Origin of the sequence: Rickettsia amblyommatis (assembly GCF_002078335.1) — a bacterium.
Lineage (GTDB): Bacteria > Pseudomonadota > Alphaproteobacteria > Rickettsiales > Rickettsiaceae > Rickettsia > Rickettsia rickettsii.
Genome location: NZ_CP015012.1, coordinates 79,270 through 102,545, shown reverse-complemented (window position 1 = coordinate 102,545; position 23,276 = coordinate 79,270). Strand labels below are relative to the sequence as shown.

Below are 23,276 nucleotides of genomic sequence, written 5' to 3'. Positions count from 1 at the left end.
TTTAATAAACATAATTATTTAAAATTATAACAAAGAAAATATAAGTGATAAGGATTATCAAAAGCTATTGCACGGTGTATTTAATCCAAATCACTCTATTCCTAAGATATATGCTTTAGCAGACGGTATTACTGTTCAGCATGCAAAGAAAGTATTATTACAAGAATTGCAAAACAGTAATATCAACTTAAAAAAGTATAAGTAATATAACCCATGAAATTTTACAATACATAATTCTAAAGGACTTTTAGCTTTTGCTGAAATGATTGGCAGGAATAATAAAAATCAGCTAAAGCACCGGATTTTAGAAGAAATAAATAGTGATTTATCTACTATATGTAAGATCTCAAATACTAAAGAAGAAACTTTTACAATTAATCATATAGTACATTATAAAACCGGTAATGTACACACAGATGTATCTGGCTTAGGAAAGTATAATGAAATTTTATCTAAATTTGAGCAAGAACATGAATATAAACATGCTATTATAAAACGTATATTTGCAATTGTGCATGCTAAAGCATCGACACAAAATATAGAAGAATTACCGCGAAAACTAAATTACTTTGCAGAAAAGTTAACACATTTGTTATTTATGTTTGCAACGCATAGAAATAATGCAACCTTATTTACGGCTCCTATGTTTTTAGACCTTATTGATAAAAATAGTATATTTTTATCATATAAGGCGTTTTTTCCTATGTCTGCTGAGCATGCCGTTGCTCAAACAAGAGGTATACTGAAAAACTATAAATATGTGTTACCAAATTCCTGTCCAATAGATTATGACACTACAAATGTACAAAATGGTAATCTATTACCTATTAAAGAAGGTAATAGATTAATAGAATGGCTTAGTAAAAAATTAAATAATTATAAACTAGCAAATATAGCACGAATATTTGACATCTTAGCTTCAATGTAATTTTACAAAAATATGAATAATGTAAAAAGCAATGATATAAAATCTTTTTTAGAAAAAGTTCATCAATTAGAGACTTGTCCTATAAATTTGTTAAATTCATTAGACCAAAATTTAACTGCTTTAATTCTTAAAGTAAACAATATAGGAGAACGCAATTTAAAGCTTACAAAAATTAAATTGCTTGAAAAAAAGGATTTTCTCAAGATTTAAAGGATTTAATTGAAATAACCTACTTGGAATTTACTGAAAGCTTAAAAAATATTGAAGGGTTTTTAGCTCAAAAACAAGCATCTCTCAAGAAAGAAATTAAAAAAATCCTACCTGCAATTCTACAAATTTTATGTGCTAAAATAAAAGAATGGTATGACATTGATGCACCTGAATACGCTAAGAATATATTACAAGATATTACCCCCAAATTTAATCAAACTATTTCTCCTACCTCGTCTCAAAAGAGATTAAAACTTTCCTTTTCTAAAAGAAAAGATATATATGGTGCAAATGATGATGATAATAATTAAACTTTGGAAACAACTGATATAGACAATAGTATGAAAGAATATTTTAAACTAATTGGAGAACATACTAATACTATATACGATTAAAAACAGTATTAATATTATGGTCTTTTTGAAGTCCTAGAACTTGGTAGCTAAGAGTAAATGAATCAGGATTTAAAAATACATAGGTAGCATTATATTGAGCTTAACTACATAGATGACTACCTGTAGTTTGTATACTCAAATGATTTGAAGAATTGTTTCTGCAAAATTTCGGAGGACTCGCATGCTCACCTATTAAGTATAGGCTGTGCGTACTCGCTCCTCGTTTTACATTCCCATTCTCCAAATCATTTGAGTATACCCTGTCTGCATCAACAAATTTTAATTGATAAAATAAGCTCTTTTCAGGAGCAATAAAATATTTTGTAATATTACTATTCTTAAAAATATATCTATATTCTTGATTAGCGTGGATTTGATAATAGTAGTCGTGATAGTGATGTAATTCCTCTTTATAGATTAATTCATTTAAACTTTTAAGTAAGAAAAATATGCTACCCCCTCACCGTAACCATAATTATCTATAATTCTGTTAATTCGGTATTTTCCGGAGAATCTTGAAAAATTTCTTTTACTGAATCATTTTTTGAGAGCATTTGATATATATCTATGTCATTCCTGCGACGTTTTGGCTTTATTGTATGGCTGTGTATGTCATTCCCACGAAAGCGGGAATGACATCGAGTCGGTTTTTCGGACCATGCAACAAAGTCAGTGTTGACCACGGTATGACATTTAGTTCTGCAATATTTTCATTAGCAAATTAATCTCTTCGCGTAATTCTATATCGTTTTCCAGTAATTCTTCTACTTTCTTAATAGCATGCATAACCGTCGTGTGGTCTTTTTTACCGAATTTTTTACCGATATCTGCAAGACTTTTCGGCGTTAATGCTTTACTAAGATACATGGCTATTTGACGCGGTCTTGCAACTTCTCGTAATCTCCGTGATGAAGACATATCGGATAACTTAATATTATAACGGCTAGCTACCTTTTTCTGAATATCTTCAACGGTAATTATTCTTTCATTAGAACGCAGTAAATCCCGCAAAATATTTTGTGTGTTTTCGAGTGTAATTTCTTTTAAAGTAAAATTAGAATGAGCAATCACCTTATTTAAAGCTCCTTCAAGTTCTCTAACGTTTGAAACGATTTTAGATGCTAAAAAATCAATTACGTCTTTTGGTATTTTAACGTTCATCTGCTCAATCTTAGATTCTAGAATACCGAGTCGTAGCTCATAAGTAGTACTATGAACGTCGGCAACTAAGCCCCATCCAAGACGCGATTTTATCCGATCTTCAATATTATCTAAATCTGAAGGCGATCTATCACAAGAAATAACCATTTGACGGTTATTATCAATCAATGTATTAAAAGTATGGAAAAATTCTTCCTGCGTACTATCTTTACCGCAAATAAATTGAATATCATCAATCATTAACACGTCAACCGAACGAAATTTCTCTTTAAACGAGATTACTTCTTTGTTACGCAGAGCTTTAACAAACTGATACATAAATTTTTCTGCCGACATGTATATTACTTTGCGGCTTGGGTTATTCTGCTTGATGTACCAACCGATTGCATGCATTAAATGAGTTTTACCAAGTCCTACGCCGCCATATAGAAAAAGCGGATTAGACTCAGAAACCGCACCTGATGATTCCGCAACCGCTCTTGCTGCTGCATAAGCTAGCTCATTTGGGGCTCCAACCACAAAATTATCGAAAGTAAAACGTACGTCAAGGGTTGAAAAGATATTTTCTGAATTAAGCTCACTGCTGCCGATATCGGCAAAAGTCTTAGTAGGTAATTCTATAACTGTTTTGGTCGTTCCAGGTAACTCTTTAGTAATTATTTCAATTGACTTAATGGTATTATTATAATGTTGAAATAGTTGCAATATGACCATAGAGTACTTAGATTTTATCCAATCTCTAACAAAGTTAGTAGGGGCACAAAGAATAACGGTATTTAATGAAGACTCTATAAAATTGACTTTACTAAACCAGCTATTATATAGAGTTTCACCGTAATGATTGTAAAGATCTTGAGCCACGTGACTCCAGACATTTACATAATTATCACCTTGATCCGTTAAAATTATTTGGTTAGTACTCACTTAAAACTGCCACGGTAAGTTATTTTGTTTCCAGCCTTTATCTTGATTATTTCCTTCAAAGCCGTCACTAATATTATAACAATTTTTATAACCTATATTAGTTATAAAATTTGCTGCGATAAATGACCTATATCCTGAACGGCACAGAAAAAATATTATTGCATGAATTTTATCGTTAACGATAGATAAAAAATTATCTTCAAAATCTTTATTCAATTGCCAACTTAGAAAGATCACCTTATTTTTATTATCTAAATGAGGTATCCCCACTTGCTGCCACTCTTCTCTAGTTCTAACATCTACAAGAAAAGCATTACCATTTGAAATTAGCATATCATAAGCTTTTGTAGAACAGATATTTTGAACCGACATATTTACGCTTTTTTGCTGTTATTGATAATAAAAGTTAATAGAATTTTACCCATGTAGAATGGACTTATTAGAGTGCTGAATTATTAAAGCATTTTAAAATGATCTTGGTATCTGATAATTTTAATAATATTATTATAAAAAAATTTTGCAAGATGTTATAGATGAATAAATTAAATAAAAACTCTTTACAAAAGAAACTTTTTTACCGTAGTAAAAATCGCGGTTGCAGAGAAATGGATTATATACTCGGTAGCTTTGCCGAAAAGTACCTATCCTTAATGGATGAAAAAAAACTTGGAAGCTATTCTTTAATACTTGATCAAAATGATAATGATCTTTATAATTGGATTAATAATAAATCTTCTGCTCCTTCTTATCTAGATGCCGAAATAATTGATACATTAAGCAAAATAGCAAAAATATAAACTCCTGTAGAATGTTACAACAAAAATTTCCGGCGGCTGCCAAATCTTTCTTTGCAATTGATAATTTTACTAAGAATCTTAAGCAAGATTTCATCTTGAGTGCGAGTAATGAAGAGGAGGCGTTGCAATTATACAAGCAAGCTTTATTGTTTTCTTCTAATGAAAATATTTATTACTTTCCAAGCTATGATACCATCCCTTATGACCATACGTCACCAAATGCAAATATCTTATCTAGACGTGCAGAAACATTAACCAAGCTAACAACAAATAATAGTAATAGCAAATTACTCATCACTCATACAGCGAACTTATTAAACAAATTACCGCCGAAAGATTTTTTTTCTAAATATTTTTTGAAATTATCCCCTAAAATGAAATTTACTGCGGATGAGCTTGCTATGTTTCTAGTAGAAAATAGTTTTACAAGAAATGCGATTAGCATCGATGCCGGGGAATTTGCGGTTAGAGGCGAAATCATTGATATAATATTGCCCGGTCCTAAAGCTTATAGAATTCATTTTAGCTGGGGTTATATTGAATCAATAAAAGAATTTAATATTGATACGCAAATTTCAACTAAATCCTGCAGGGAGCTTATTATTAGTCCTGCAAATGAGATAGTTTTAAATAGTGACACTATAAGTAATTTTAAGAATAATTACTTACGAAATTTTGGAGTTAATCATACTGATAATCCTTTATATGAGGCGGTAATATCTGGAAGAAAATTCACAGGATATGAACAATTACTCCCATTATTTTACGATTCCTGCTCTAACTTAATAGATTATTTAAACGATCCTATTTTCATATTCGATAATTTGTCAAAACAAGCCATTTTAGAATTTGAACATAGTTATAACAATTTTTATTCGGCAAGGTCAGAGGCAAATAAACTTAAATTTAATAGTTTCTATCCCACCCTTTCACCGACTAGCCTATATTTTACCGCTTCTGAAATCACGGAATTACTAGAACGAAAAAATAATATACTACTTACTTTTGAAAACTCAGAGCAAGCTAGCTTAATTGAAAATATAGCTGCTACAAGTTTTATAGAAAAGAAAACGGTTTTCGATAAATTATTTGAGGTGATTAAAGCAAATTCTCATAAGAAAATTATTATAGGCTCAAGCGTTTTAAGTAGTGTTGAGCGAATCAAAAGCATAATTCAAAATTATGAATATAAATATAATGAGATAAATAAATTAGATGAGGCTAAGGCTTCAATAATAAATGTCGGGATAATGCCTTTAAATCAAAGCTTTTATACGAAAGAATATTTATTTATTACCGCTAGCGAATTATTAGAAGAAAAACCTAGCTCTACAAACACTAACAAAACACTTAAAAATATCTTGCTGGAGCTTGATAATTTAGCTGAAGGCGAATTTGTTGTTCACAAAGATCATGGAATAGGGCAGTTTTTAAAGCTAGCAGCTTTAGAAATCAAAGGCAAACCACATGATTTTTTAAAGATTTTATATGCCGGCAATGATAAATTATATATACCAGTTGAAAGTATAGAGGTAATAAAAAAATACGGCAATGATAATGCGGAGCTTGATAAGCTTGGTAGCGTTTCATGGCAAAGAAGTAAGGCACAGCTTAAAAGTCGTATAAAAGAGATAGCACTGCATTTAATACAAATAGCAGCTAAAAGGAAACTTAATAGTAGTGCTTCCGTTGAATTTGACCTTGAAGCATATGATAAATTTTGTGCTAATTTTCCTTTCAGCGAAACGGAAGACCAATTAACCGCTATAAACGATATTAAAGAAGATCTAAGAAACGGTATGTTAATGGATAGATTAATATGCGGTGATGTCGGGTTTGGTAAAACAGAGGTAGCAATGCGTGCTGTCTTTATGGTAGCAAAATCTCTAAATGAACATTTACCTCAAGTAGCCGTAGTTGTACCGACAACTATTTTATGTAGTCAACATTTTTCAAGGTTCATAGAAAGGTTCAAAGGTTTTGGTTTAAATATCAAGCAATTATCTAACGTTATTAGTTCTAAAGAAGCAAAAATTATAAGATCGGAGCTTGAAAGCGGTAAAATAAATATAATAATAGGCACTCATTCTTTATTACATAAAAATATAAAATTCTTTAATTTGAAATTGTTAATAATCGATGAAGAACAACATTTCGGTGTCGGTCAAAAAGAATTTCTTAAATCGCTAAAATCCTCTTCCCATGTACTTGCAATGTCGGCAACACCGATTCCTCGAACGCTGCAAATGTCAATGACCGGTTTAAAAGAACTTAGCATTATTGCAACGCCGCCTCTAAACAGGCTGGAAGTGCGTACCTCGGTTATACCGTTTGATCCCGTGATTATCAGAGATGCATTATTACGCGAACATTTTAGAGGCGGAAGAAGCTTTTATGTAGTTCCAAGAATTAAAGATATAGAGGATATCGAAAAACAATTAAAACAAATCGTGCCGGAATTAAGCTATAAAATAGCGCACGGAAAAATGACTCCGAGTAAAATTGATGAGGTTATGAGCGAGTTTTATGCCGGCAAATTCGATATACTAGTCTCAACTACTATTATAGAATCAGGAATTGATATAGCCGAGGCAAATACCATGATCATACATAGGGCTGATATGCTGGGTCTTAGTCAGCTATATCAATTGCGTGGTCGAATAGGTCGAGGTAAAATGCGGGGTTATGCCTATCTAACGGTAGCAAGTTATAAAAAGATGACATCGCACTCCTTAAGACGCTTAGAGATAATACAAAATAGTTGTGCTTTGGGCTCAGGTTTTACTATTGCAAGCCATGATATGGATTTACGAGGTTTCGGTAATTTGATAGGTGAAGAACAATCAGGACAAATTAAAGAAGTAGGTACAGAACTCTATCAAGAAATGCTGGAAGAACAAATAGCTATTTTTAAAGATGAACCGATTGTTTCAGAACAACCCTTTATCCCGACTATTAATTTGGGATTATCCGTCTTTATTCCAGATAATTATGTAGCCGATGCAGCCCTTAAACTTGGACTATATAGAAGAATAGGTAATTTAAGTCATGAGATAGAAGTAGAGACATTTAAAGATGAGATGATTGATAGATTCGGTTTACTACCGATTGAATTTAATAATTTACTTGATATTGTAAAAATAAAACTATTATGCTTTAAGTTAAATATTGAAAATCTAGATTCAGGAGATAACGGATTTGTGATGAAATTTTATAAAAATGCCGATATGACTGATAAAATTTTAAAATTCGTTAGTACTTACTCTAATCAGGCAAAAATCAAACCAGATAATAAATTAGTATATATCAAGAAATTAGTAGATAAAAATATAATTGTTGAGGCAAATCAACTACTTTGGAATTTATTGGAGGTGTAGACTCGATGTCATTCCTGCTCCGTCATTGCGAGCAGCCGTAGGCTGCGTGGCAATCTCATGAAATAATAACAAACTCCTGAGATTGCTTCATCCATTGCTATGCAATTTCCTCGCAATGACGGTAACACGTTTTTAACATAATAAATATGTCCCATAACCTAAAGCAATTATTTCAACAACATAACGTAAAAGGTTTGTCGATTAATTCTAAAACCGTTAAGGATAAAGACGTCTTTTTTACGATTAAAGGGCGGAATACTGATGGAAATGATTTTATTAAGGATGCTTTAAGCAAAGGTGCAGTATTAGTAATTACGGACAATAAAAAAAATATTGTTATAGATAAAGTAATTTACGTAAAAGATGTGCAGGCCGCTTTATATAAAGCCATAGAAATATTCTATCCTAAAAAACCAAAGAATCTAATAGCCGTAACCGGTACTAACGGTAAAAGCTCAGTAGTATCCTATATAGCTCAAACATATTCATTACTTGGGACAAAAGCAGCATCTATAGGTACGATAGGGGTAGAAATATTTGGCTGCGATAATCTTATAAATGATGTACCGGAATTAACAACTTTAGACTATTTAAGCTTTAGAAAAATTGCTCATAATTTAGCTGAAAATGGTATAGAATATTTAGTTTTTGAAGCTTCTAGTCATGGTCTTGATCAAGCAAGACTTAGGGCAATAACAGTAAATATCGCATGTTTTACTAGCTTTAGTCAGGATCATCTAGATTACCACCATACAAAAGAAAATTATTTATTAGCCAAACTGAAATTATTTATAAATCATTTATTACCGAACGGCATCGCAATATTAAATTCTGATATAGAAGAAATAGAGTTTGTTAAAGATTATCTACATAATCATAATATTAAATTTATAACCGTTGGGAAAAAAGGTGATTTAGAAATAACTAGAATTAACGGTTCTTTAAAAGGACAAAATATTAATTTTACATTTAATAATAGAGAATATAATTTTAATACCCCGATAATTGGTAGCTTTCAGGCTAGTAATTTATTAATTGCTGTTCTTAGCATTCATTATACTGGTTTGGCTTTTGATGATGTTATAGATTCTTTAGTAGAAGTTAAAGCAGTAAAAGGCAGAATGGAGAGAATAGATAACACTAATATCTTCGTTGATTATGCCCACACTCCGGACGCTCTTGAAAAAGCTTTAACGGAACTGAAAAATATTAAATTACGTGATAGTAAGCTAAGCGTAGTTTTTGGCTGCGGCGGTAATCGTGATAAGGCAAAGAGAAGTCTTATGGGGCAAATAGCCGCAAAACGTGCCGATACCATCATAATTACAGATGATAATCCACGCAATGAAGACCCAAAGCTTATTAGAGCTGAAATCATAAGAGGTATAGAGAAAGCAGATTATACAGAAATAGCAAATAGAGAAGAGGCTATTAAATACGGTATAAATAATTTAAAACAAGATGATATCTTATTAGTTGCCGGCAAAGGTCATGAAAATTACCAAATTATAGGCGATAAGAAATTACCTTTTGATGATGCTGAGGTTGTGAGGAAGTGTGTAAAAGTTTGTCATCCTGTGGTTTGACCTATAGTACCGGACAGTTTAAAAAAAACCTTGATGTCATCCCCGTGGAAGCGGGGATCCAGAAAAATAACTTCAATATTAATACAGAAGTTACATATTTGAATAAACATATAAAAAGCTTGCTTTTTATATGTTTACTGGCTTCCCGCCTATGCGGGAATGACATCAACAAGCCATACAACAACACATAAATAACAAGAACATATGATCTGGAACTCTAAAACTTTCAGTGCTGCTCTCGGTATAACAATCTCTCATTCTATAAATTGTAATGAAGTGCAATTTAATTCCAAAGACGTTAAAAAAGGTGATTTATTTATAGCACTTCAAGGTAATAGAGATGGTCACGATTATGTTCTAGATGCAATAGATAAAGGAGCAGCAGCCGTAATTATTAGTAAGCGAGTAGAGCTCAATGATAAAGATAAAATTATCTTAGTCGATGATTGTTTTGAAGCTCTACAAAAAATGGCTTTATATAAACGAGAGAATTCAAAAGCTAAATTTATAGCTATAACAGGCAGCGTCGGTAAAACTTCTACCAAAGAAGCACTGAAAGTATTATTACAACATGATTTTCTAGTTTTTGCTAGCCGAGGTAACTTCAATAACAAACTCGGTATGCTTATTAATCTTGCTTCAATGGCTGATGATACGGAATATGCTATTTTTGAGCTTGGCATGAACCATAAAGGTGAAATAAGAGAGCTGGTTCAAATATTAAAGCCGAATATTGCCATGATTACTAATATTTCGGAGGCTCATTTAGAATTTTTTAACTCGCTTGAAGAGGTAGCTGAAGCTAAATGTGAGATTTTTGCAAATTTTAGCAAAAATGATATTGCCGTTATTAATGCCGATACTAATTGCTATAACAAAATATTATCGATATTAAAAAACCTTTCTATCACCGATATACATAGCTTCGGTAGATCATCTAAAACTTCAGCAGAATTAATTTTATATGAGAACCTAGGAGAGCAAGTCTACTTAAAGTATAAGATAAATAATAAAGTCTTAGATGTAACGATACCGTTTATTCCTCGGCATTTTACCGAAAATTATACCGGTGTACTTTTAATTATCGATATATTAGGTAAAGATATAGAGATAGTTGCAAATCACTTAGCAAATATTTCTCCTACTAAAGGAAGAGGGGAAATGATCAATATACAAAATTGTCGTGTAATTTGTGATTACTATAACGCAAGTCCGCAGTCAATGAAAGCTGCATTAGAATATTTAAAACAAGTACCTGCCGAGAATAAAACTGCTATAATAGGCGATATGCTAGAGCTAGGGGAAAATTCTAAACGATTACATGAGAAACTAGTGCAGTACATATTAGATGCCGCTTGTTCTAAGGTCTATTTAGTAGGAGTAAATACTAAATATATTGATGATTTACTACCTTCCAAAATAGCTAAAAGATACTTTAAAAATGTTGATGAATTAATTACGCATATTACGGATTTATTTGAAGGTAATGAGCTTATTCTAATAAAAGGGTCAAGAGGCGTAAAACTTGATAAGATTGTTGATTATTATAAATAAAGACACTAGGATATTCTTAATATTGTGTGTGGTTTGGTTGCCCGTCATTGCGCGGAAATTACGTAAGTAATTGACTAAGCAATCTTAGGATGTTTGACGAGATGGCCGTGTAGTCTACGACTGCTCGCAATGACGGTTTGGTATCTCCATGCACAATGAATAACATCAAAATATACTTTTAAATTTAAATCTACAAATGTTATACAATCTTTTACTTCCTCATATCCATAATTCACATATAGCTAATTTATTTCACTATATTACTTTTCGTAGCGGTCTTGCTATTATTATAACTCTAAGCCTTAGCTTTATCACGGGTCCGATATTAATAAAATTTCTGCGATCTCTTCAAAAAAACGGTCAGCCTATACGCTCAGACGGACCTGAATCGCATCAAACAAAAGTAGGTACTCCGACAATGGGGGGCATTATGATTATTTTGTCTAGTTGTCTTTCTACTTTATTACTTGCTGATTTAACTAATAAATATATTTGGATTACGTTATTTGGTTTTATTAGTTTCGGTATTATAGGATTTATGGATGATTATGCTAAGGTAACTAAAAATAATCATTACGGAGTAAGAGGAAAAAGTAAGCTGTTACTTCAAGGAATTATTAGCTTCATTATATGTGTTTTACTAGAATATCTAGATAAAAGTCCAAGTCATTTACTTAACGTACCGTTTTTTAAAAATTTAAGTTTGGATCTTAGTTATTTTTATATAGTTTTTGCTATATTTGTTATAGTCGGCTCTTCTAATGCCGTGAATCTAACGGATGGGCTTGATGGTCTTGCTACCGTTCCTATTGCCTTTACTGCCGGTTCTTTTGCTTTAATAAGTTATTTAGTAGGAAATCTAATTTACTCGAACTACTTACAGCTAACCTATATACCGAATACCGGAGAGTTAACGGTGTTATGTGCGGGATTAGTTGGTAGCTGTCTTGGATTTTTATGGTTTAATGCACAACCGGCAGAAGTTTTTATGGGCGATACCGGTAGTCTCAGTCTTGGCGGTGTGCTTGGTATTATTAGCGTTATTACTAAGCATGAAATAGTTTTAGCTATAGTCGGCGGCTTGTTTGTTATTGAAACGGCATCCGTAATTTTACAGGTATATTACTTCAAAGCTACTAAAGGAAAAAGAATATTTAAAATGGCACCGCTCCATCATCATTTTGAAAAACACGGCTGGGCAGAATCAAAAGTCGTAATAAGATTTTGGATTATTTCAGTTATATTTGCTCTTATAGGCTTATCATCCTTAAAATTACGTTAACTATATTCGTTTATCTATCTTTTATTTATCAAAAATACAACATAAGTTAACTTTCTCTTTGCTTTTGTACAAGAAATTTACTATAATGCTGACATTAATTTATAGTAGGTGTATGGCGTGGCTAAAGAAATAGATATAAATAAATTATTAGCACAAGAAAATAGTGCTTTAAATACTATATTAAGCCAAGTAAATGAATTATGCGAACAAAATAAGCAGTTGCAAGGTTTAATCGAAATACAAAATGAAACTAAAGAACTGGAAAAAGAACATGATAGATCGCTGCCTTGGTTTAAAAGATTTGTAAAAACAGTTTCTAATGTAAAGTATATTTTTATAAAAAGTGAAGAACAGTTAACAAATGAAGCAATAAAGTATAATAATAAAATATTAAAAGATATTGATAATAAGATATATAATATAGCGGCAAAATCTGCACCTTTAAAGCAAGAATTACAAGAAGAAATCGAAAAAAATTTTAAGGATTTAACAAAGAAAGATTTATCTAAAGATCAAAGAGAAAGATTATCGGAAGTATTTTTTAGTTATAAGAGTAAACCTGAAAGATTCTCAGCTCTACATATGACAAATCCCTTACAATTCATTAATGCTGAAGAACTAGAGAAACAATATAATTCTTTAAATGCTACAAAACAAAACATCCAAAATTTAATATCCGAAAATTCTAATATCAAAGAACTTAAAGAAATACAAAAACAGGTTGCTGCAATTAGGGAAGAAGTACCTTATACATTTTTTGAAAAATTAAATAATATTTGGCAAAATGTTAAAAATGTTTTTGTAAATAATAGTGAGCAGGTTTTAGCAAAAAACAGAGAGAGTAATACTAGAACAATTAGCAAGATTGATGAACAATTATATAAAACGAAGCATAAATTTGAGGAATTAATTGAAAATAAAGAAAGAAATATTAATGATATAATTGCAAAATTACCTGACAATGAGGCGTTACAAAAGATAGTAAGTAACCTTACAAATCACATGGCTTCAAAAAAAGAACCAATATTAGCAAATTCGTCCCTAGCTAAACCTTTGGAAAATAATATAACACCTCCGCCTCCTTTATCACACAATAACATTCCACCTCCACCTCCACCTCCACCACCTCCTTTATCACAAAATAACATTCCACCTCCGCCTCCGCCACCCCCACCTATGCCTACTATGGCTCCGGCTTCGGCTCAGACTGAGACATTATCTAAGCCTGTAGAAGCTACTATGGTTAAAAAACCGGAAAATCAACCACGTCCTGCTATAGATACTTCTGATTTAATGAGAGAAATAGCAGGGCCAAAAAAACTAAGAAAAGTTGAAAAAACGGATGTTAAGGCACAAGATGCTAGAGATTTATTGCTGCAGTCCATAAGAGGTGAACACAAACTAAACAAAGTTGAATTTGATCCTAATACAGGAAAACCGGTTGCACATTCTCATAGTAAGCCTGCTCAGAATGTTAACAAACCTAATGGAGTTGCATCAATTTTAGCACGAAGAGTTGCTATGGAGATGAGTGATAGTAGTAGCAGTAGTGGCAGTGAAAGCGATAGTGGTAACTGGAGTGATGTTAGTGTTAATAGGAATAAATCAAAAATTCTAAAAACTAAAGGAGAACGAGATGCTAAAATGACTACGCATGCTCCAAAAATTCTAAATAATAGGAACTCACAAAAACCATCATTTGTTAGATAATAAATGTCATTCCCACGGAAGCGGGCAGCCAGTTTCCGCGGGGATGACATAAAACACCATATAAATCTACCCTTTAAACTTCTTAGTTATTTCGACTATTCTTTTACCAAAGAAATTAGCAGTTTTTAAATCGCCTTGAGTAGGAGTAATATCAGGAGAAGATTTGTGGTTAGGCGGTTAATTTTATCGGGATCAGGCATCTCATGATCGGAAAAATTTGGAGCAGCTTTAGCTTGCCTGACTCAAATCATACAATGCTGCATAGCGAAGTGCAATAGCTGCTGAATACTGCATAACTTATCACCTGAATAAGAAGCAGAGTTAGTAAAAGCTGCAGCTATTTTATCTTTCCATTTTTGTTATGCCCATCTAGTTGAGGTAGCTTCTATAAATATTTTAAACGATCCGGCTAAACTACCCATATAGGTTGGGACTCCAAAAATGATAGCATCTGCATTGTTTAATAAATCCCAATCGAGATTATCAGGTTTATCTTTATTTATTTGTATAATAGAAACATTTGCTCCTGCTTCACTCTTATTTAGTCCTTCAGCTACTTTTGCAGTATGACCGTATCCACTATAATATACACGATAGCTACTTTAACCATTTTATTCTCCATATTATAAATTAACTATAAACTCGGCTTCAGTTTTAGATTTTATTTCTTCAATAGTAACATCGTCAGCTTGTCTAACTAATATCATTTCATCTTTATCAATATCAAAAATTCCAAGATCGGTAATTACTCTGTTAACTACTTTTTTACCTGTTAACGGAAAGCTGCATTCTTTTAATAATTTAGCACTGCCATCTTTTGCGTTATGTTCCATTATAATAACTACTCTTTTGGTGTTAGCGACCAAATCCATAGCTCCTCCCATACCTTTAACCATTTTACCTGGAATAGTCCAGTTGGCAAGATCGCCTGTTTGTGAGACTTGCATAGCACCTAAAATAGTTAAATCGACATGCGAACCTCTAATCAGCCCAAATGAAAAGCTACTGTCGAAATAGCTGCTTTCAGGAATAGCAGTAATAGTTTGCTTACCGGCGTTAATTAAATCAGGATCTTCCTCTCCTGCGTAAGGAAATGGTCCCATACCAAGCATACCGTTCTCGCTTTGAAATATTACATTCACTCCTTGAGGTATATAATTTGCTACATGCGTAGGCATACCTATACCAAGATTGACATACAATCCGTCTTTAAGTTCCTCTGCGGTTATTTGATAAATTTCTTCTTTGCTCCAAGGCATATCTTATTTTTCCCTGACAGTTAATTGCTCAATACGTTTCTCGTATTTTTCACCTACTATTAATCGCTGTATGAAAATATTAGGTGTGTGAATATTGTTCGGGTCAAACTCTCCCACCTCAACTATTTCCTCTACTTCACAAACTGTAACTTTAGCGGCACCTGCCATGACTGCATTAAAATTTCGTGCAGTTTTATTGTAAATCACGTTGCCGCTTTTATCGGCTTTAAAGCCTTTAATAATAGCAAGGTCAGCTTGAAGGGCAGTTTCCATTATATATTTTTTGCCGTTAAACTCCTTTGTTTCTTTACCTTCCTCTACAATTGTACCTATACCTGTTTTAGTATAAAAAGCCGGAATCCCCATACAAGCAGCCCTAATGCGTTCAGCTAAAGTTCCTTGTGGGTTTAGCTCAAGCTCTAAAACCTTATCAAGATATTGTTGCTCAAAAATCTTATTTTCTCCGACATACGAAGAAATCATTTTTTTTATTTGTGTAGTTTGAAGAAGAAGCCCAAGTCCGAAATTGTCAACACCGCAATTATTGCTTATAACTGTTAAATTTTGAACATTGCTTTTAAAAAGTGCATTTATTAAATTTTCAGGAATACCGCATAGACCGAATCCACCCGACATTATAGTCATGCCGTCATAAAGAAGTCCCTCAAGAGCAGCTTCAGCCGAAGGATAGATTTTATTCATAAATTTTAAATTACTTAATATCTATTATTTAAGAAATTAGGAGGATTTTCAAAAGAAGTCAAGGACATACACAAGTTTGGTATATTAAAAAAAATACTTTATAAGAAATTAAATTTAACCATTGCTGCTTGTTTTTTGTATTCATCAACAATTAGTAACTGCATCAAATATTGATGACGATATAACAATTCAAGAAAAAAATTATAGTTATGTAGTGACTTATTATAAAGATATGCCCTCAAGAGCGAGTAGCGATGTTGCTATGTCATTAATTGAAAGTTACCGTCAATTAGATGATGCTATGTTTGCCGATTCAGATAATATAGTTATGAAGATCTTAAGTTATATTACAAGATTTACTGCTACATCTTGGATTATGGTAGGTAATCATGAAATAGGAGGTCATGGAGCAAGAGCAAAGAATTTGATTTAAAAGTAACAAAATATGAAGTTGATCCTTTTGAGGGTACAACATATTTTAAAACTAAAGATTTTAATTCTTTGCAAGTTCATAAGCAAATTGCTATAGATACAGGGGGAATGCAAGCAAGTTATTTGTTATCTGAAAATATTAAAGATAGATACATGGCAAGTAACAAAATTAATCCTACTTACGGTATAGGTTATTTATGGACAAGACTAGATCAAGCAAGTTATATTTTTAGTACTAAGTTTGATGGCAAAGATAAAAGCGGTAATGATATAAATGCATATGTAAAAGCAATTAACTCCATATACGGTAAAAATTATATTACTAAAAATAAAATTCGTTCATATGCTTATTTAGATTTATTTGATCCGTTTTTATTCTATTCAGGATATTCATTTATAATGAATACTAACTTAAATGATATTCCGATGATTGAATTAGGACCGGTTAAATATTTACCGGCTACTATAGCGATACTTGCTCCATACGGTTTAGAGCGTGGTTTAGTTAACCATTTTGTTGTTGATAACAAATATATTCAAGTTAATATTAATTACGGCAAAAATCAAAAATTTAAGTCTTACGGTGTCGGAGTTAAAGCTAATAACTTAGTCAAAGTTGAATTTATCGGTTTAGGTTTAGAAGCGACATTTTGGAATCAGCCTAAAATGTTAACCGCTACCCCTTTAAAAGAACGTTGTAAGCAAGGTGGACTTGGAGTCGTTAATTTTGAGCTTAGCTTAAATGTTTCATTTAAGCTAGTCGGCTCAGGCGGTTACAAAACAGCGGGATTTATAGAAAGTATGCCTTTAAAATCCTCAGCTATAGTTAGAGCAGGGTTAAAATTAGATTTATAAGAGAAGGCTTTGTTGCATGATTAATATGTCATTCTTGCAAAAGCAGAAATCCAGAAAAAGCGCGATACAGCGAGCTTTTAATTTTAAAAATTTACTGTGTATGCACCGTTTAATTACTGGATTCCCGCTTTTGCAACAATGATATATTAATCATAATTTGTATATTTTGTTCTTCTTCTTTTATTATAAAGTATATATATTTGTATATAAGATAATTATGACTATATATGCTAACTATTTTAGAAAAATTCTTATTCTCTTCTGTAAAAACGTTCATCAATATACGTGAAGATACCGTATCTGCTCTTAAAAGGCTTGGTATTAACAATATTCGTGATTTATTATTTTATCTACCTGTTTCATATCAAAATAAAATATTATCGCCTAATTTAACTGAAGTTAGAGACGGTGACATAATCCAAACAGAAATTGTAGTTGAGAGCATTAATTTACCAAAGAAAAGTAGTCAGCCTTTAAAAATTACAGCTAGCAATGATACTGGTTCTTTGTTATTAGTGTTTTTTCATAAACCCCCACCGTTTATTTTTAATAAGCTGCAAGTTGGTACTTCTCATATTATCAGCGGAAAGGTACAATTTTTTGATCATTACTTACAAATTTCACATCCTGAATTTATTGTAAATCCTAAACTCGCAAAAGAAATAGAGCCGATTTATTCCTTGACATATTTACTTAGTAACAAGCAGTTATATTCATATATCATAAAAGCAATAGAGATATTTGAAGAGAAGTGTAAGAGTATAGAAGATAAAGAAGTAAAAGATTATTTAGATATTATATTGCAGAATTTGCAAATGTTGCATGTTTTCCGTCATTGCGAGGAGGCATGCATGCCGACGAAGCAATCCATTAATGTAAAATTAATAAATTCTAGATGGCCGCGGCCCCTAAAGGGGCTTCGCAATGACGATTTATATACTAACGCCAAAAAACAACTAGCAGCTAAGGAGCTTATCGCTAATCAAATATCTCTTTTAAATGTACGTACGCAAATAAGTAGAAGACAAGGTAATATTTACCCTAAAGCTGTATCTATTCAAGCAAATATATTAAATGAGCTAGGATTTGAGTTAACTTCTTATCAAAAGCAAGTCATAGAAGAAATAGAGTGTGATCAAAGCAATAAAATAGAAATGGTGAGATTGTTACAAGGCGATGTTGGTTCCGGTAAAACTTTGGTAGCTCTGCTGACGATGGTAAATGTGGTAGCCACTGGATTTCAAGCAACGCTTATGGCTCCAACTGATTTGCTTGCCAATCAGCATTATGAGTTTTTTGTTAAAGCTTTAAAAAATACTAATATAAGAGTCGGATTACTTACAGGTAAGATACTGGGGGCAGCTCGTAAAAATATTATGATACAACTTGACAACGATGAGATTGATATATTAGTCGGCACTCATGCTTTATTTCAAGAAAAAGTAAGTTTTAAGAAACTAGGTTATATAGTTATTGATGAGCAGCATAGATTTGGGGTGCAACAGCGTTTGAATTTAATAAATAAAGGAGTCAATCCCGATGTGTTAGTTATGACTGCAACGCCGATTCCTCGAAGCCTTGCACTTACTATGTTTGGTGATATGACTATCTCAAAGCTAATGGGTAAGCCGAAAAGTCGTTTACCTATCGCTACAAATACCATGTCCGTTGATAAGATAGAGCATATTATAGCAGCAATAAATAAGAAGCTTATTGCAGGTGAGCGGGTATATTGGATTTGTCCATTGATAGAGCGGGGAGAGAAAGAAACGCCGGAAGAAGATAGTTTATTGATGGATGTAATGAATCGTTTTAACTCTATCGACAATATCTATCAAGGTTATACCGGTATTATTCACGGTAAGATGAAGAACGAGCAGAAAGACCAAATAATGAAGCAATTTAAGGAAGGTGAAATTAAGATATTAGTTGCAACAACCGTTATTGAAGTCGGACTAGACATACCTGAAGCCACTTTGATAATTATTGAAAATGCTGAGCAATTTGGTCTTGCTCAACTTCATCAGCTTAGAGGTAGAGTAGGGCGGGGTAGTTTGCCGTCATATTGTATATTGTTATACAATCCTAAAAGGCTTAGAAAAGTTGCACGAGGTAGGTTTGAGATAATGAAACAAACTAATGATGGATTTTATATAGCTGAGCAGGATTTAAAACTTCGAGGTGGCGGTGAGATTTTAGGAGTAAAACAAAGCGGCGAAATCGAATTTTTCTTCGCCGATTTAGCGGACGATTATGACCTACTTCTTAAAGCGCATAAATTTGCGGAAATATACTCCAAAGGTAATATAAATTTTGTTAACTTTCAGATAAAGCTCTTCGCCAAATCTCAAGTAAGCGAGTTGGTTTAGTTTGAATATGCTATTTCCGCTTCCTTTGCTGTTGAAGTTAAGAAACAGCTAGAGGTTAAAATGTTAAAGTTTAGTATACTCAAATTTAACCTCTGAACTAGAACTGCACCGTGCGGCTCTCAACAAGGGCAGGTATCACCACAATTCTGTGAAGTACAGAGGATTTAAGAGCTTTTTTGACAGATTTTTATACAATTGGGCAAAGAGCTGCATAAAAGAGACATCTTCAAATTGTTTTACTCATTACAATAATTGTTAAGTTATTAAATTTAGTCAAAAATAGTGTTAATTACGCTAGAAAATCATCAAAAAAAATCCTATGCTCATAGAGCTTTTACTGGCATTTAGGGCTGTTTTCTACTATACTCTAGTAGAAAATAAGAACCTTGAAATAGTAGCTCTATGTCAGAAATAATTTAGAAAAGCCTGGGCCATTTCTGCAATGGGTCGGCGGTAAAAGAAAAATTGCCAGTCAATTAGTTAAATTTATTCCGTCAGGGTTAAATAATTATTATGAACCATTCCTTGGTGGTGGGGCTTTATTCTTTCAGGTAAGAGATAGATTTAAACAATGTTTTCTATCTGATATTAACCTCGAGCTAGTGACGTCCTATAATGCTGTTAAAAAGAATCCAGAGCAGGTCAGTAAATTGTTAGATTCCTATAACGAAAAACACTCCAAAGAGCATGATTATCAAGTAAGAAGTAATAATAATAGTAACGATCCAGCCAAGATTACTGCTAGGTTTATCTATCTTAACAGATATTCTGTTAAAGGTATTTATCGGATCAATATTAACGGAAAACCAGCTCAAACCTTTTCTGGTAGGAATTATAATAAATCTGATATTGCCTCTAGATTAAAACAGTGTAGTCAGCTTTTAGCCGGTACTTAATATTTGTGCCATGGATTTTTCTTTCATTGAACCACAAAAAAATGATTTTGTTTATTTTGATCCACCTGATCATCAATCAGGGGAGAAGTTTTATACTAGATTACCTTTTGATGAACAAGAGCAAATTAGGCTAAGAGATTTCGCTCAAGCACTCGATAATAAGGGAGTTAAAGTGATGATTTCCAATAGTAATACTCCTTTTATTAGAGATCTATATAAGAGTTTTTACATCAATACTATCAAGGTTAAATATTCTATGCCTCAACAAAGAAAAATTTCTAATGAGGTAATCGTAACAAATTATCAGCTACCATAGTAAGATATAAATCATTAAAACTAAACTTCTCTCTTTTTTAATTGTTACTATCCTGATATGATCATAATTCACAATTCCATATTATTCTTTATTTGCTTTAGTTATTATGTTCATAATTTCTTTTAAATCATTTTTAGTAGGGATACCACTGTCATAATGCATCAACCATCGATATTCAGCATTTTTTATTTGCACAATCTCTTCTTTTGAAGCGAGTAGAAGATAATTTTGGATATCTTTTATTTGATTTTTAAAAAATTTTCTCATTGCTTCTTTAGTAATAACTCTGTTAGTACACATAATAGCTTGTTGCCCAATAGAATGTGTACGTGTTAAATCACGTAAATAAGCAGCTGTATGCTCACCATAAAAAGAATATATGTTATAAATTAGCGCTTTTTATCGCCTCGTATAAACACTAAAATCTATTTCCCCAGGTGAAGGAATCGGATTAGCTTCAAAATTACCAAATATTGCACGTAAACACGGTACTATAGGACCATGTTTCCAAGCTTCAATATCTTCTTTAAAAAGTGGCTTGTCAAATAAAGCTAGATTACTATACCGCAAAATTTAAGCTCTACAAGTAGCTCCCATATTCCAACTAAAGAAAATTTACGATCAAATTTTGATAAAAATACCAAGCAGTTACATGATCAAGCTGCTATTAGTAGTATTGATGACAGAAGGAATGATCTTTATGATACAAGTGTAGAACAAATGCTTATTCAAGGTGTAGATAATAATGAAGTAGAAAAAGTAAAGATTCTTGAGCAGTGATCTGCTAAAGTAAAAGATAAGAGGGCACAAATTGAAGATGAGTTTAATAAAACTCCTGAATCAACAATTATCAGAACTGGCAAGCAAATAGCAGATAATATTGGCATTAGCGATAAGGCGATAAAGAAAAGAAATATTAAGCTACCAGGCTATAAAAATGAAAATAATTAAAAGAAATTTATGGAAAACATCAAAAAATTAACATTCATATTTATCTTACCATTAATATTTTTTAACGTTGTTTTAGCACAAAGTGCAACTAATCCTGTTAATACACAACAACAAATAACTCAACAGAGCAAAATTCAAGATTCAAATATTTTAGCAGAAGAATATTTAAATATTGGTAGATCTTTATATAAATTAGGTGAATATAAGGAAGCAGTAAAAAATTTCAATCTAGCAATTCAATATAACTGAAATTGTAATTTTTTATTATCATTTGTTCTTAATGATGATTGAAGTTCAGCTACCTTACTATCTGGTATTAATTTTGCTATTTCAGGCTCTATAAGTTTTCTGACTGATTCAGCTCCTTGTGATTTTAACATATCATTAAAATCACCTTTTTCTGCGGGTTGTATTATTGATACCACAGCTCCTTTACGTATTAATTCTTCTTGAGCCTTAATTACGGTATGCACTGATACTGCGTCTTTGCCATCATTATCAGCAGCAATTATTATTCTCTCACCTTTCAGAGGCTCATAGTTTCTTATATTACTTACACCTAAACTACATAGAATTTTGCCTTTAATCCCAGCTTCCCTAATACTTAAAGACGTCTCAAGTCCTGCTGCTATAATCGTTACATTATTTGTGGAATTATTGCCATCTTTGCTGCTTGGTATGTTTTGCTGTTCTTCATGATTTTTACTAATCTCAACAAAAGAACCTTTAATTTTTCCAAAAGAACGTTTATGAACCTCAATTTCAGCTTTATTATTTGTTTTTTTGTTTAAATAAATTGCTTGTCCTCCAGTAATATTGCCATCTTTATTCCTTGCAAAGGCCATTAAGGCAGGATAATATTGTTTGCTATTACTGTCCCACATCATATTGGTTCTGAGATCAAAGCTTAGTTGGTATTTTGTTAATGCTTCTTGAATTCCACGATGTTCTGATAAATATCTTTTTGCTACATTATTGGACATGACATATTTTAAAGCATCTGATTTTTCATATAATATTTCTGCTCTCTTCATTTTTACTATTTCAGATTCTTGCTCTGTTTGAGTTTGAATTTGTCGCTTTTTGTTTGCTGATAAATTTTCTTTTAAAGAAACAAAAGCTCCTAGTAAACTGTTAGTGGGTAAATCATCAAGTTTAGCTTTAACAACTAAGCCGCCGATTTCAATTAAATGACGGGTGCGAGCTTTCCTTGCTTGAATTTTAAGTCTTGCTTCTTCAGTAATAATTTTAGCTTTTTTTTGTTCTAATTTTAATCTACGTTTTATGACATTCTCCATAGAGATAGTTTTATTTTTGATTGTTATAATCATCATGAATCATCAATAAATTATGGAAGTCAACTCCATAATTATCAGTGTTAAGGAATTCTACAAATTTTTTTCTCAAACAGGTTAGTGCTGTATACAACTTCAAACTTGCAGAGTCTAGCATAGCAAGAAAATAACCAGCCATGCAAAATCAAGATAATCCCATACCTAACTCTGAACCAACAAACTAAGATCAACAGAAATAAGCAAAGATGGTTGCTATTAATCAAACTACGTTGACAAT

The 23,276-nt window shown here is 32.1% G+C and carries 20 protein-coding genes and 5 pseudogenes; 14 read left to right on the top strand and 11 right to left on the bottom strand.

Features of this window, described 5'->3' with window-relative positions:
• Positions 1–262 precede the first annotated feature (262 nt).
• From A3305_RS09795 to A3305_RS09790, 3 genes are read left to right on the top strand one after another with little or no spacing between them, the layout of a single operon-like run.
• Complete coding sequence (locus A3305_RS09795; RefSeq protein ID WP_014392566.1) at positions 263–928, top strand: hypothetical protein; 666 nt, start codon at positions 263–265, stop codon at positions 926–928.
• A gap of 12 nt (positions 929–940) precedes the next feature.
• Positions 941–1,138, top strand: coding sequence for a hypothetical protein (locus A3305_RS00395; protein ID WP_226983936.1), 198 nt, complete (start codon positions 941–943; stop codon positions 1,136–1,138).
• A 23-nt stretch (positions 1,139–1,161) separates the two neighbouring features.
• A complete protein-coding gene (locus A3305_RS09790; RefSeq protein ID WP_226983935.1) occupies positions 1,162–1,449 on the top strand; it encodes a hypothetical protein in 288 nt (95 codons plus the stop codon).
• A gap of 70 nt (positions 1,450–1,519) precedes the next feature.
• Here A3305_RS09790 and A3305_RS09785 read toward each other — a convergent pair.
• From A3305_RS09785 to A3305_RS00380, 3 genes and pseudogenes are all read right to left on the bottom strand, one after another.
• Positions 1,520–1,582, bottom strand: a pseudogene (locus A3305_RS09785) (hypothetical protein); the annotation flags it as partial.
• A gap of 644 nt (positions 1,583–2,226) precedes the next feature.
• The gene (dnaA, locus tag A3305_RS00385; RefSeq protein WP_014392565.1) at positions 2,227–3,618 is read right to left on the bottom strand and encodes a chromosomal replication initiator protein DnaA; all 1,392 of its coding nucleotides are present in this window, start codon (positions 3,616–3,618) and stop codon (positions 2,227–2,229) included.
• Positions 3,619–3,990: a rhodanese-like domain-containing protein gene (locus A3305_RS00380; RefSeq protein WP_014392564.1), complete on the bottom strand. Its 372-nt coding sequence runs from the start codon at positions 3,988–3,990 to the stop codon at positions 3,619–3,621.
• A gap of 161 nt (positions 3,991–4,151) precedes the next feature.
• On the opposite strand from A3305_RS00380, the gene A3305_RS00375 reads away from it, so the two are divergent.
• From A3305_RS00375 to rickA, 6 genes are all read left to right on the top strand, one after another.
• Complete coding sequence (locus tag A3305_RS00375; protein ID WP_014392563.1) at positions 4,152–4,415, top strand: succinate dehydrogenase assembly factor 2; 264 nt, start codon at positions 4,152–4,154, stop codon at positions 4,413–4,415.
• Between the two features lie 11 nt (positions 4,416–4,426).
• Entirely contained in the window at positions 4,427–7,792 is a 3,366-nt protein-coding gene (mfd, locus tag A3305_RS00370) for a transcription-repair coupling factor (RefSeq protein WP_014392562.1), read from the top strand.
• Positions 7,793–7,938: 146 nt separating this feature from the next.
• Complete coding sequence (locus A3305_RS00360) at positions 7,939–9,378, top strand: UDP-N-acetylmuramoyl-L-alanyl-D-glutamate--2,6-diaminopimelate ligase (protein WP_014392561.1); 1,440 nt, start codon at positions 7,939–7,941, stop codon at positions 9,376–9,378.
• A 204-nt stretch (positions 9,379–9,582) separates the two neighbouring features.
• Complete coding sequence (locus A3305_RS00355; protein WP_014392560.1) at positions 9,583–10,932, top strand: UDP-N-acetylmuramoyl-tripeptide--D-alanyl-D-alanine ligase; 1,350 nt, start codon at positions 9,583–9,585, stop codon at positions 10,930–10,932.
• Positions 10,933–11,128: 196 nt separating this feature from the next.
• Positions 11,129–12,214: a phospho-N-acetylmuramoyl-pentapeptide-transferase gene (gene mraY, locus A3305_RS00350; RefSeq protein WP_014392559.1), complete on the top strand. Its 1,086-nt coding sequence runs from the start codon at positions 11,129–11,131 to the stop codon at positions 12,212–12,214.
• A gap of 117 nt (positions 12,215–12,331) precedes the next feature.
• Positions 12,332–13,924 (top strand): Arp2/3 complex-activating protein RickA, encoded by a 1,593-nt coding sequence (rickA, locus tag A3305_RS00345; protein WP_045799459.1) that lies wholly within the window; start codon positions 12,332–12,334, stop codon positions 13,922–13,924.
• Positions 13,925–13,990: 66 nt separating this feature from the next.
• On the opposite strand, the pseudogene A3305_RS09780 reads toward rickA, so the two are convergent.
• From A3305_RS09780 to A3305_RS00330, 5 genes and pseudogenes are all read right to left on the bottom strand, one after another.
• Positions 13,991–14,166 (bottom strand): annotated as a pseudogene (locus A3305_RS09780) (transcriptional regulator); the annotation flags it as partial.
• 117 nt (positions 14,167–14,283) lie between these two features.
• Positions 14,284–14,367 carry a hypothetical protein gene (locus tag A3305_RS09775; protein ID WP_231289134.1) on the bottom strand — a complete coding sequence of 28 codons (84 nt, stop codon included), beginning with the start codon at positions 14,365–14,367 and terminating at the stop codon, positions 14,284–14,286.
• A pseudogene (locus tag A3305_RS09770) lies at positions 14,362–14,454 on the bottom strand (flavodoxin family protein); the annotation flags it as partial. The pseudogene A3305_RS09770 and the gene A3305_RS09775, both read right to left, overlap by 6 nt.
• 93 nt (positions 14,455–14,547) lie before the next feature.
• Positions 14,548–15,183: a 3-oxoacid CoA-transferase subunit B gene (locus A3305_RS00335; RefSeq protein ID WP_014392557.1), complete on the bottom strand. Its 636-nt coding sequence runs from the start codon at positions 15,181–15,183 to the stop codon at positions 14,548–14,550.
• A gap of 3 nt (positions 15,184–15,186) precedes the next feature.
• Complete coding sequence (locus A3305_RS00330; protein ID WP_014392556.1) at positions 15,187–15,885, bottom strand: CoA transferase subunit A; 699 nt, start codon at positions 15,883–15,885, stop codon at positions 15,187–15,189.
• A 121-nt stretch (positions 15,886–16,006) separates the two neighbouring features.
• Between A3305_RS00330 and A3305_RS00325 the strand changes: the two genes are divergently transcribed.
• The 4 genes and pseudogenes from A3305_RS00325 (at position 16,007) to A3305_RS00305 (ending at position 20,753) form a co-directional block, all read left to right on the top strand.
• Positions 16,007–16,318 (top strand): hypothetical protein, encoded by a 312-nt coding sequence (locus A3305_RS00325; RefSeq protein ID WP_226983934.1) that lies wholly within the window; start codon positions 16,007–16,009, stop codon positions 16,316–16,318.
• A gap of 68 nt (positions 16,319–16,386) precedes the next feature.
• Positions 16,387–17,172, top strand: a complete 786-nt coding sequence (locus tag A3305_RS00320) for a hypothetical protein (RefSeq protein ID WP_226983933.1) — start codon at positions 16,387–16,389, stop codon at positions 17,170–17,172.
• Between the two features lie 227 nt (positions 17,173–17,399).
• Positions 17,400–19,541: an ATP-dependent DNA helicase RecG gene (locus tag A3305_RS00310; protein WP_014392555.1), complete on the top strand. Its 2,142-nt coding sequence runs from the start codon at positions 17,400–17,402 to the stop codon at positions 19,539–19,541.
• A 437-nt stretch (positions 19,542–19,978) separates the two neighbouring features.
• Positions 19,979–20,753: pseudogene (locus A3305_RS00305) on the top strand (DNA adenine methylase).
• An 81-nt stretch (positions 20,754–20,834) separates the two neighbouring features.
• On the opposite strand, the gene A3305_RS08655 reads toward A3305_RS00305, so the two are convergent.
• Positions 20,835–21,053, bottom strand: coding sequence for a hypothetical protein (locus tag A3305_RS08655; RefSeq protein WP_155845506.1), 219 nt, complete (start codon positions 21,051–21,053; stop codon positions 20,835–20,837).
• Between the two features lie 660 nt (positions 21,054–21,713).
• Here A3305_RS08655 and A3305_RS00295 point away from each other — a divergent pair.
• Positions 21,714–21,953 (top strand): tetratricopeptide repeat protein, encoded by a 240-nt coding sequence (locus A3305_RS00295; protein WP_014392554.1) that lies wholly within the window; start codon positions 21,714–21,716, stop codon positions 21,951–21,953.
• On the opposite strand, the gene A3305_RS00290 is transcribed toward A3305_RS00295, so the two are convergent.
• Together A3305_RS00290 and A3305_RS08645 are read right to left on the bottom strand one after the other, a co-directional pair.
• The gene (locus A3305_RS00290; RefSeq protein WP_373604507.1) at positions 21,941–22,687 is read right to left on the bottom strand and encodes a toprim domain-containing protein; all 747 of its coding nucleotides are present in this window, start codon (positions 22,685–22,687) and stop codon (positions 21,941–21,943) included. The two genes, A3305_RS00295 and A3305_RS00290, sit on opposite strands and share 13 nt — an antisense overlap.
• 84 nt (positions 22,688–22,771) lie before the next feature.
• Positions 22,772–23,002 (bottom strand): annotated as a pseudogene (locus A3305_RS08645) (conjugal transfer protein TraD); the annotation flags it as partial.
• Between the last annotated feature and the right edge of the window lie 274 nt (positions 23,003–23,276).

Coding starts and splice junctions, on each gene's coding strand:
- A3305_RS00355 (WP_014392560.1), top strand. CDS start 9,583: ATGATCTGGAACTCTAAAACTTTCAGTGCTGCTCTCGGTATAACAATC.
- A3305_RS09795 (WP_014392566.1), top strand. CDS start 263: ATGATTGGCAGGAATAATAAAAATCAGCTAAAGCACCGGATTTTAGAA.
- A3305_RS00295 (WP_014392554.1), top strand. CDS start 21,714: ATGGAAAACATCAAAAAATTAACATTCATATTTATCTTACCATTAATA.
- A3305_RS00310 (WP_014392555.1), top strand. CDS start 17,400: ATGCTAACTATTTTAGAAAAATTCTTATTCTCTTCTGTAAAAACGTTC.
- A3305_RS00380 (WP_014392564.1), bottom strand. CDS start 3,990: ATGTCGGTTCAAAATATCTGTTCTACAAAAGCTTATGATATGCTAATT.
- mfd (WP_014392562.1), top strand. CDS start 4,427: ATGTTACAACAAAAATTTCCGGCGGCTGCCAAATCTTTCTTTGCAATT.
- A3305_RS00335 (WP_014392557.1), bottom strand. CDS start 15,183: ATGCCTTGGAGCAAAGAAGAAATTTATCAAATAACCGCAGAGGAACTT.
- mraY (WP_014392559.1), top strand. CDS start 11,129: ATGTTATACAATCTTTTACTTCCTCATATCCATAATTCACATATAGCT.
- A3305_RS00290 (WP_373604507.1), bottom strand. CDS start 22,687: ATGTCCAATAATGTAGCAAAAAGATATTTATCAGAACATCGTGGAATT.
- A3305_RS00395 (WP_226983936.1), top strand. CDS start 941: ATGAATAATGTAAAAAGCAATGATATAAAATCTTTTTTAGAAAAAGTT.
- A3305_RS08655 (WP_155845506.1), bottom strand. CDS start 21,053: ATGTGTACTAACAGAGTTATTACTAAAGAAGCAATGAGAAAATTTTTT.
- A3305_RS00375 (WP_014392563.1), top strand. CDS start 4,152: ATGAATAAATTAAATAAAAACTCTTTACAAAAGAAACTTTTTTACCGT.
- A3305_RS00360 (WP_014392561.1), top strand. CDS start 7,939: ATGTCCCATAACCTAAAGCAATTATTTCAACAACATAACGTAAAAGGT.
- A3305_RS00330 (WP_014392556.1), bottom strand. CDS start 15,885: ATGAATAAAATCTATCCTTCGGCTGAAGCTGCTCTTGAGGGACTTCTT.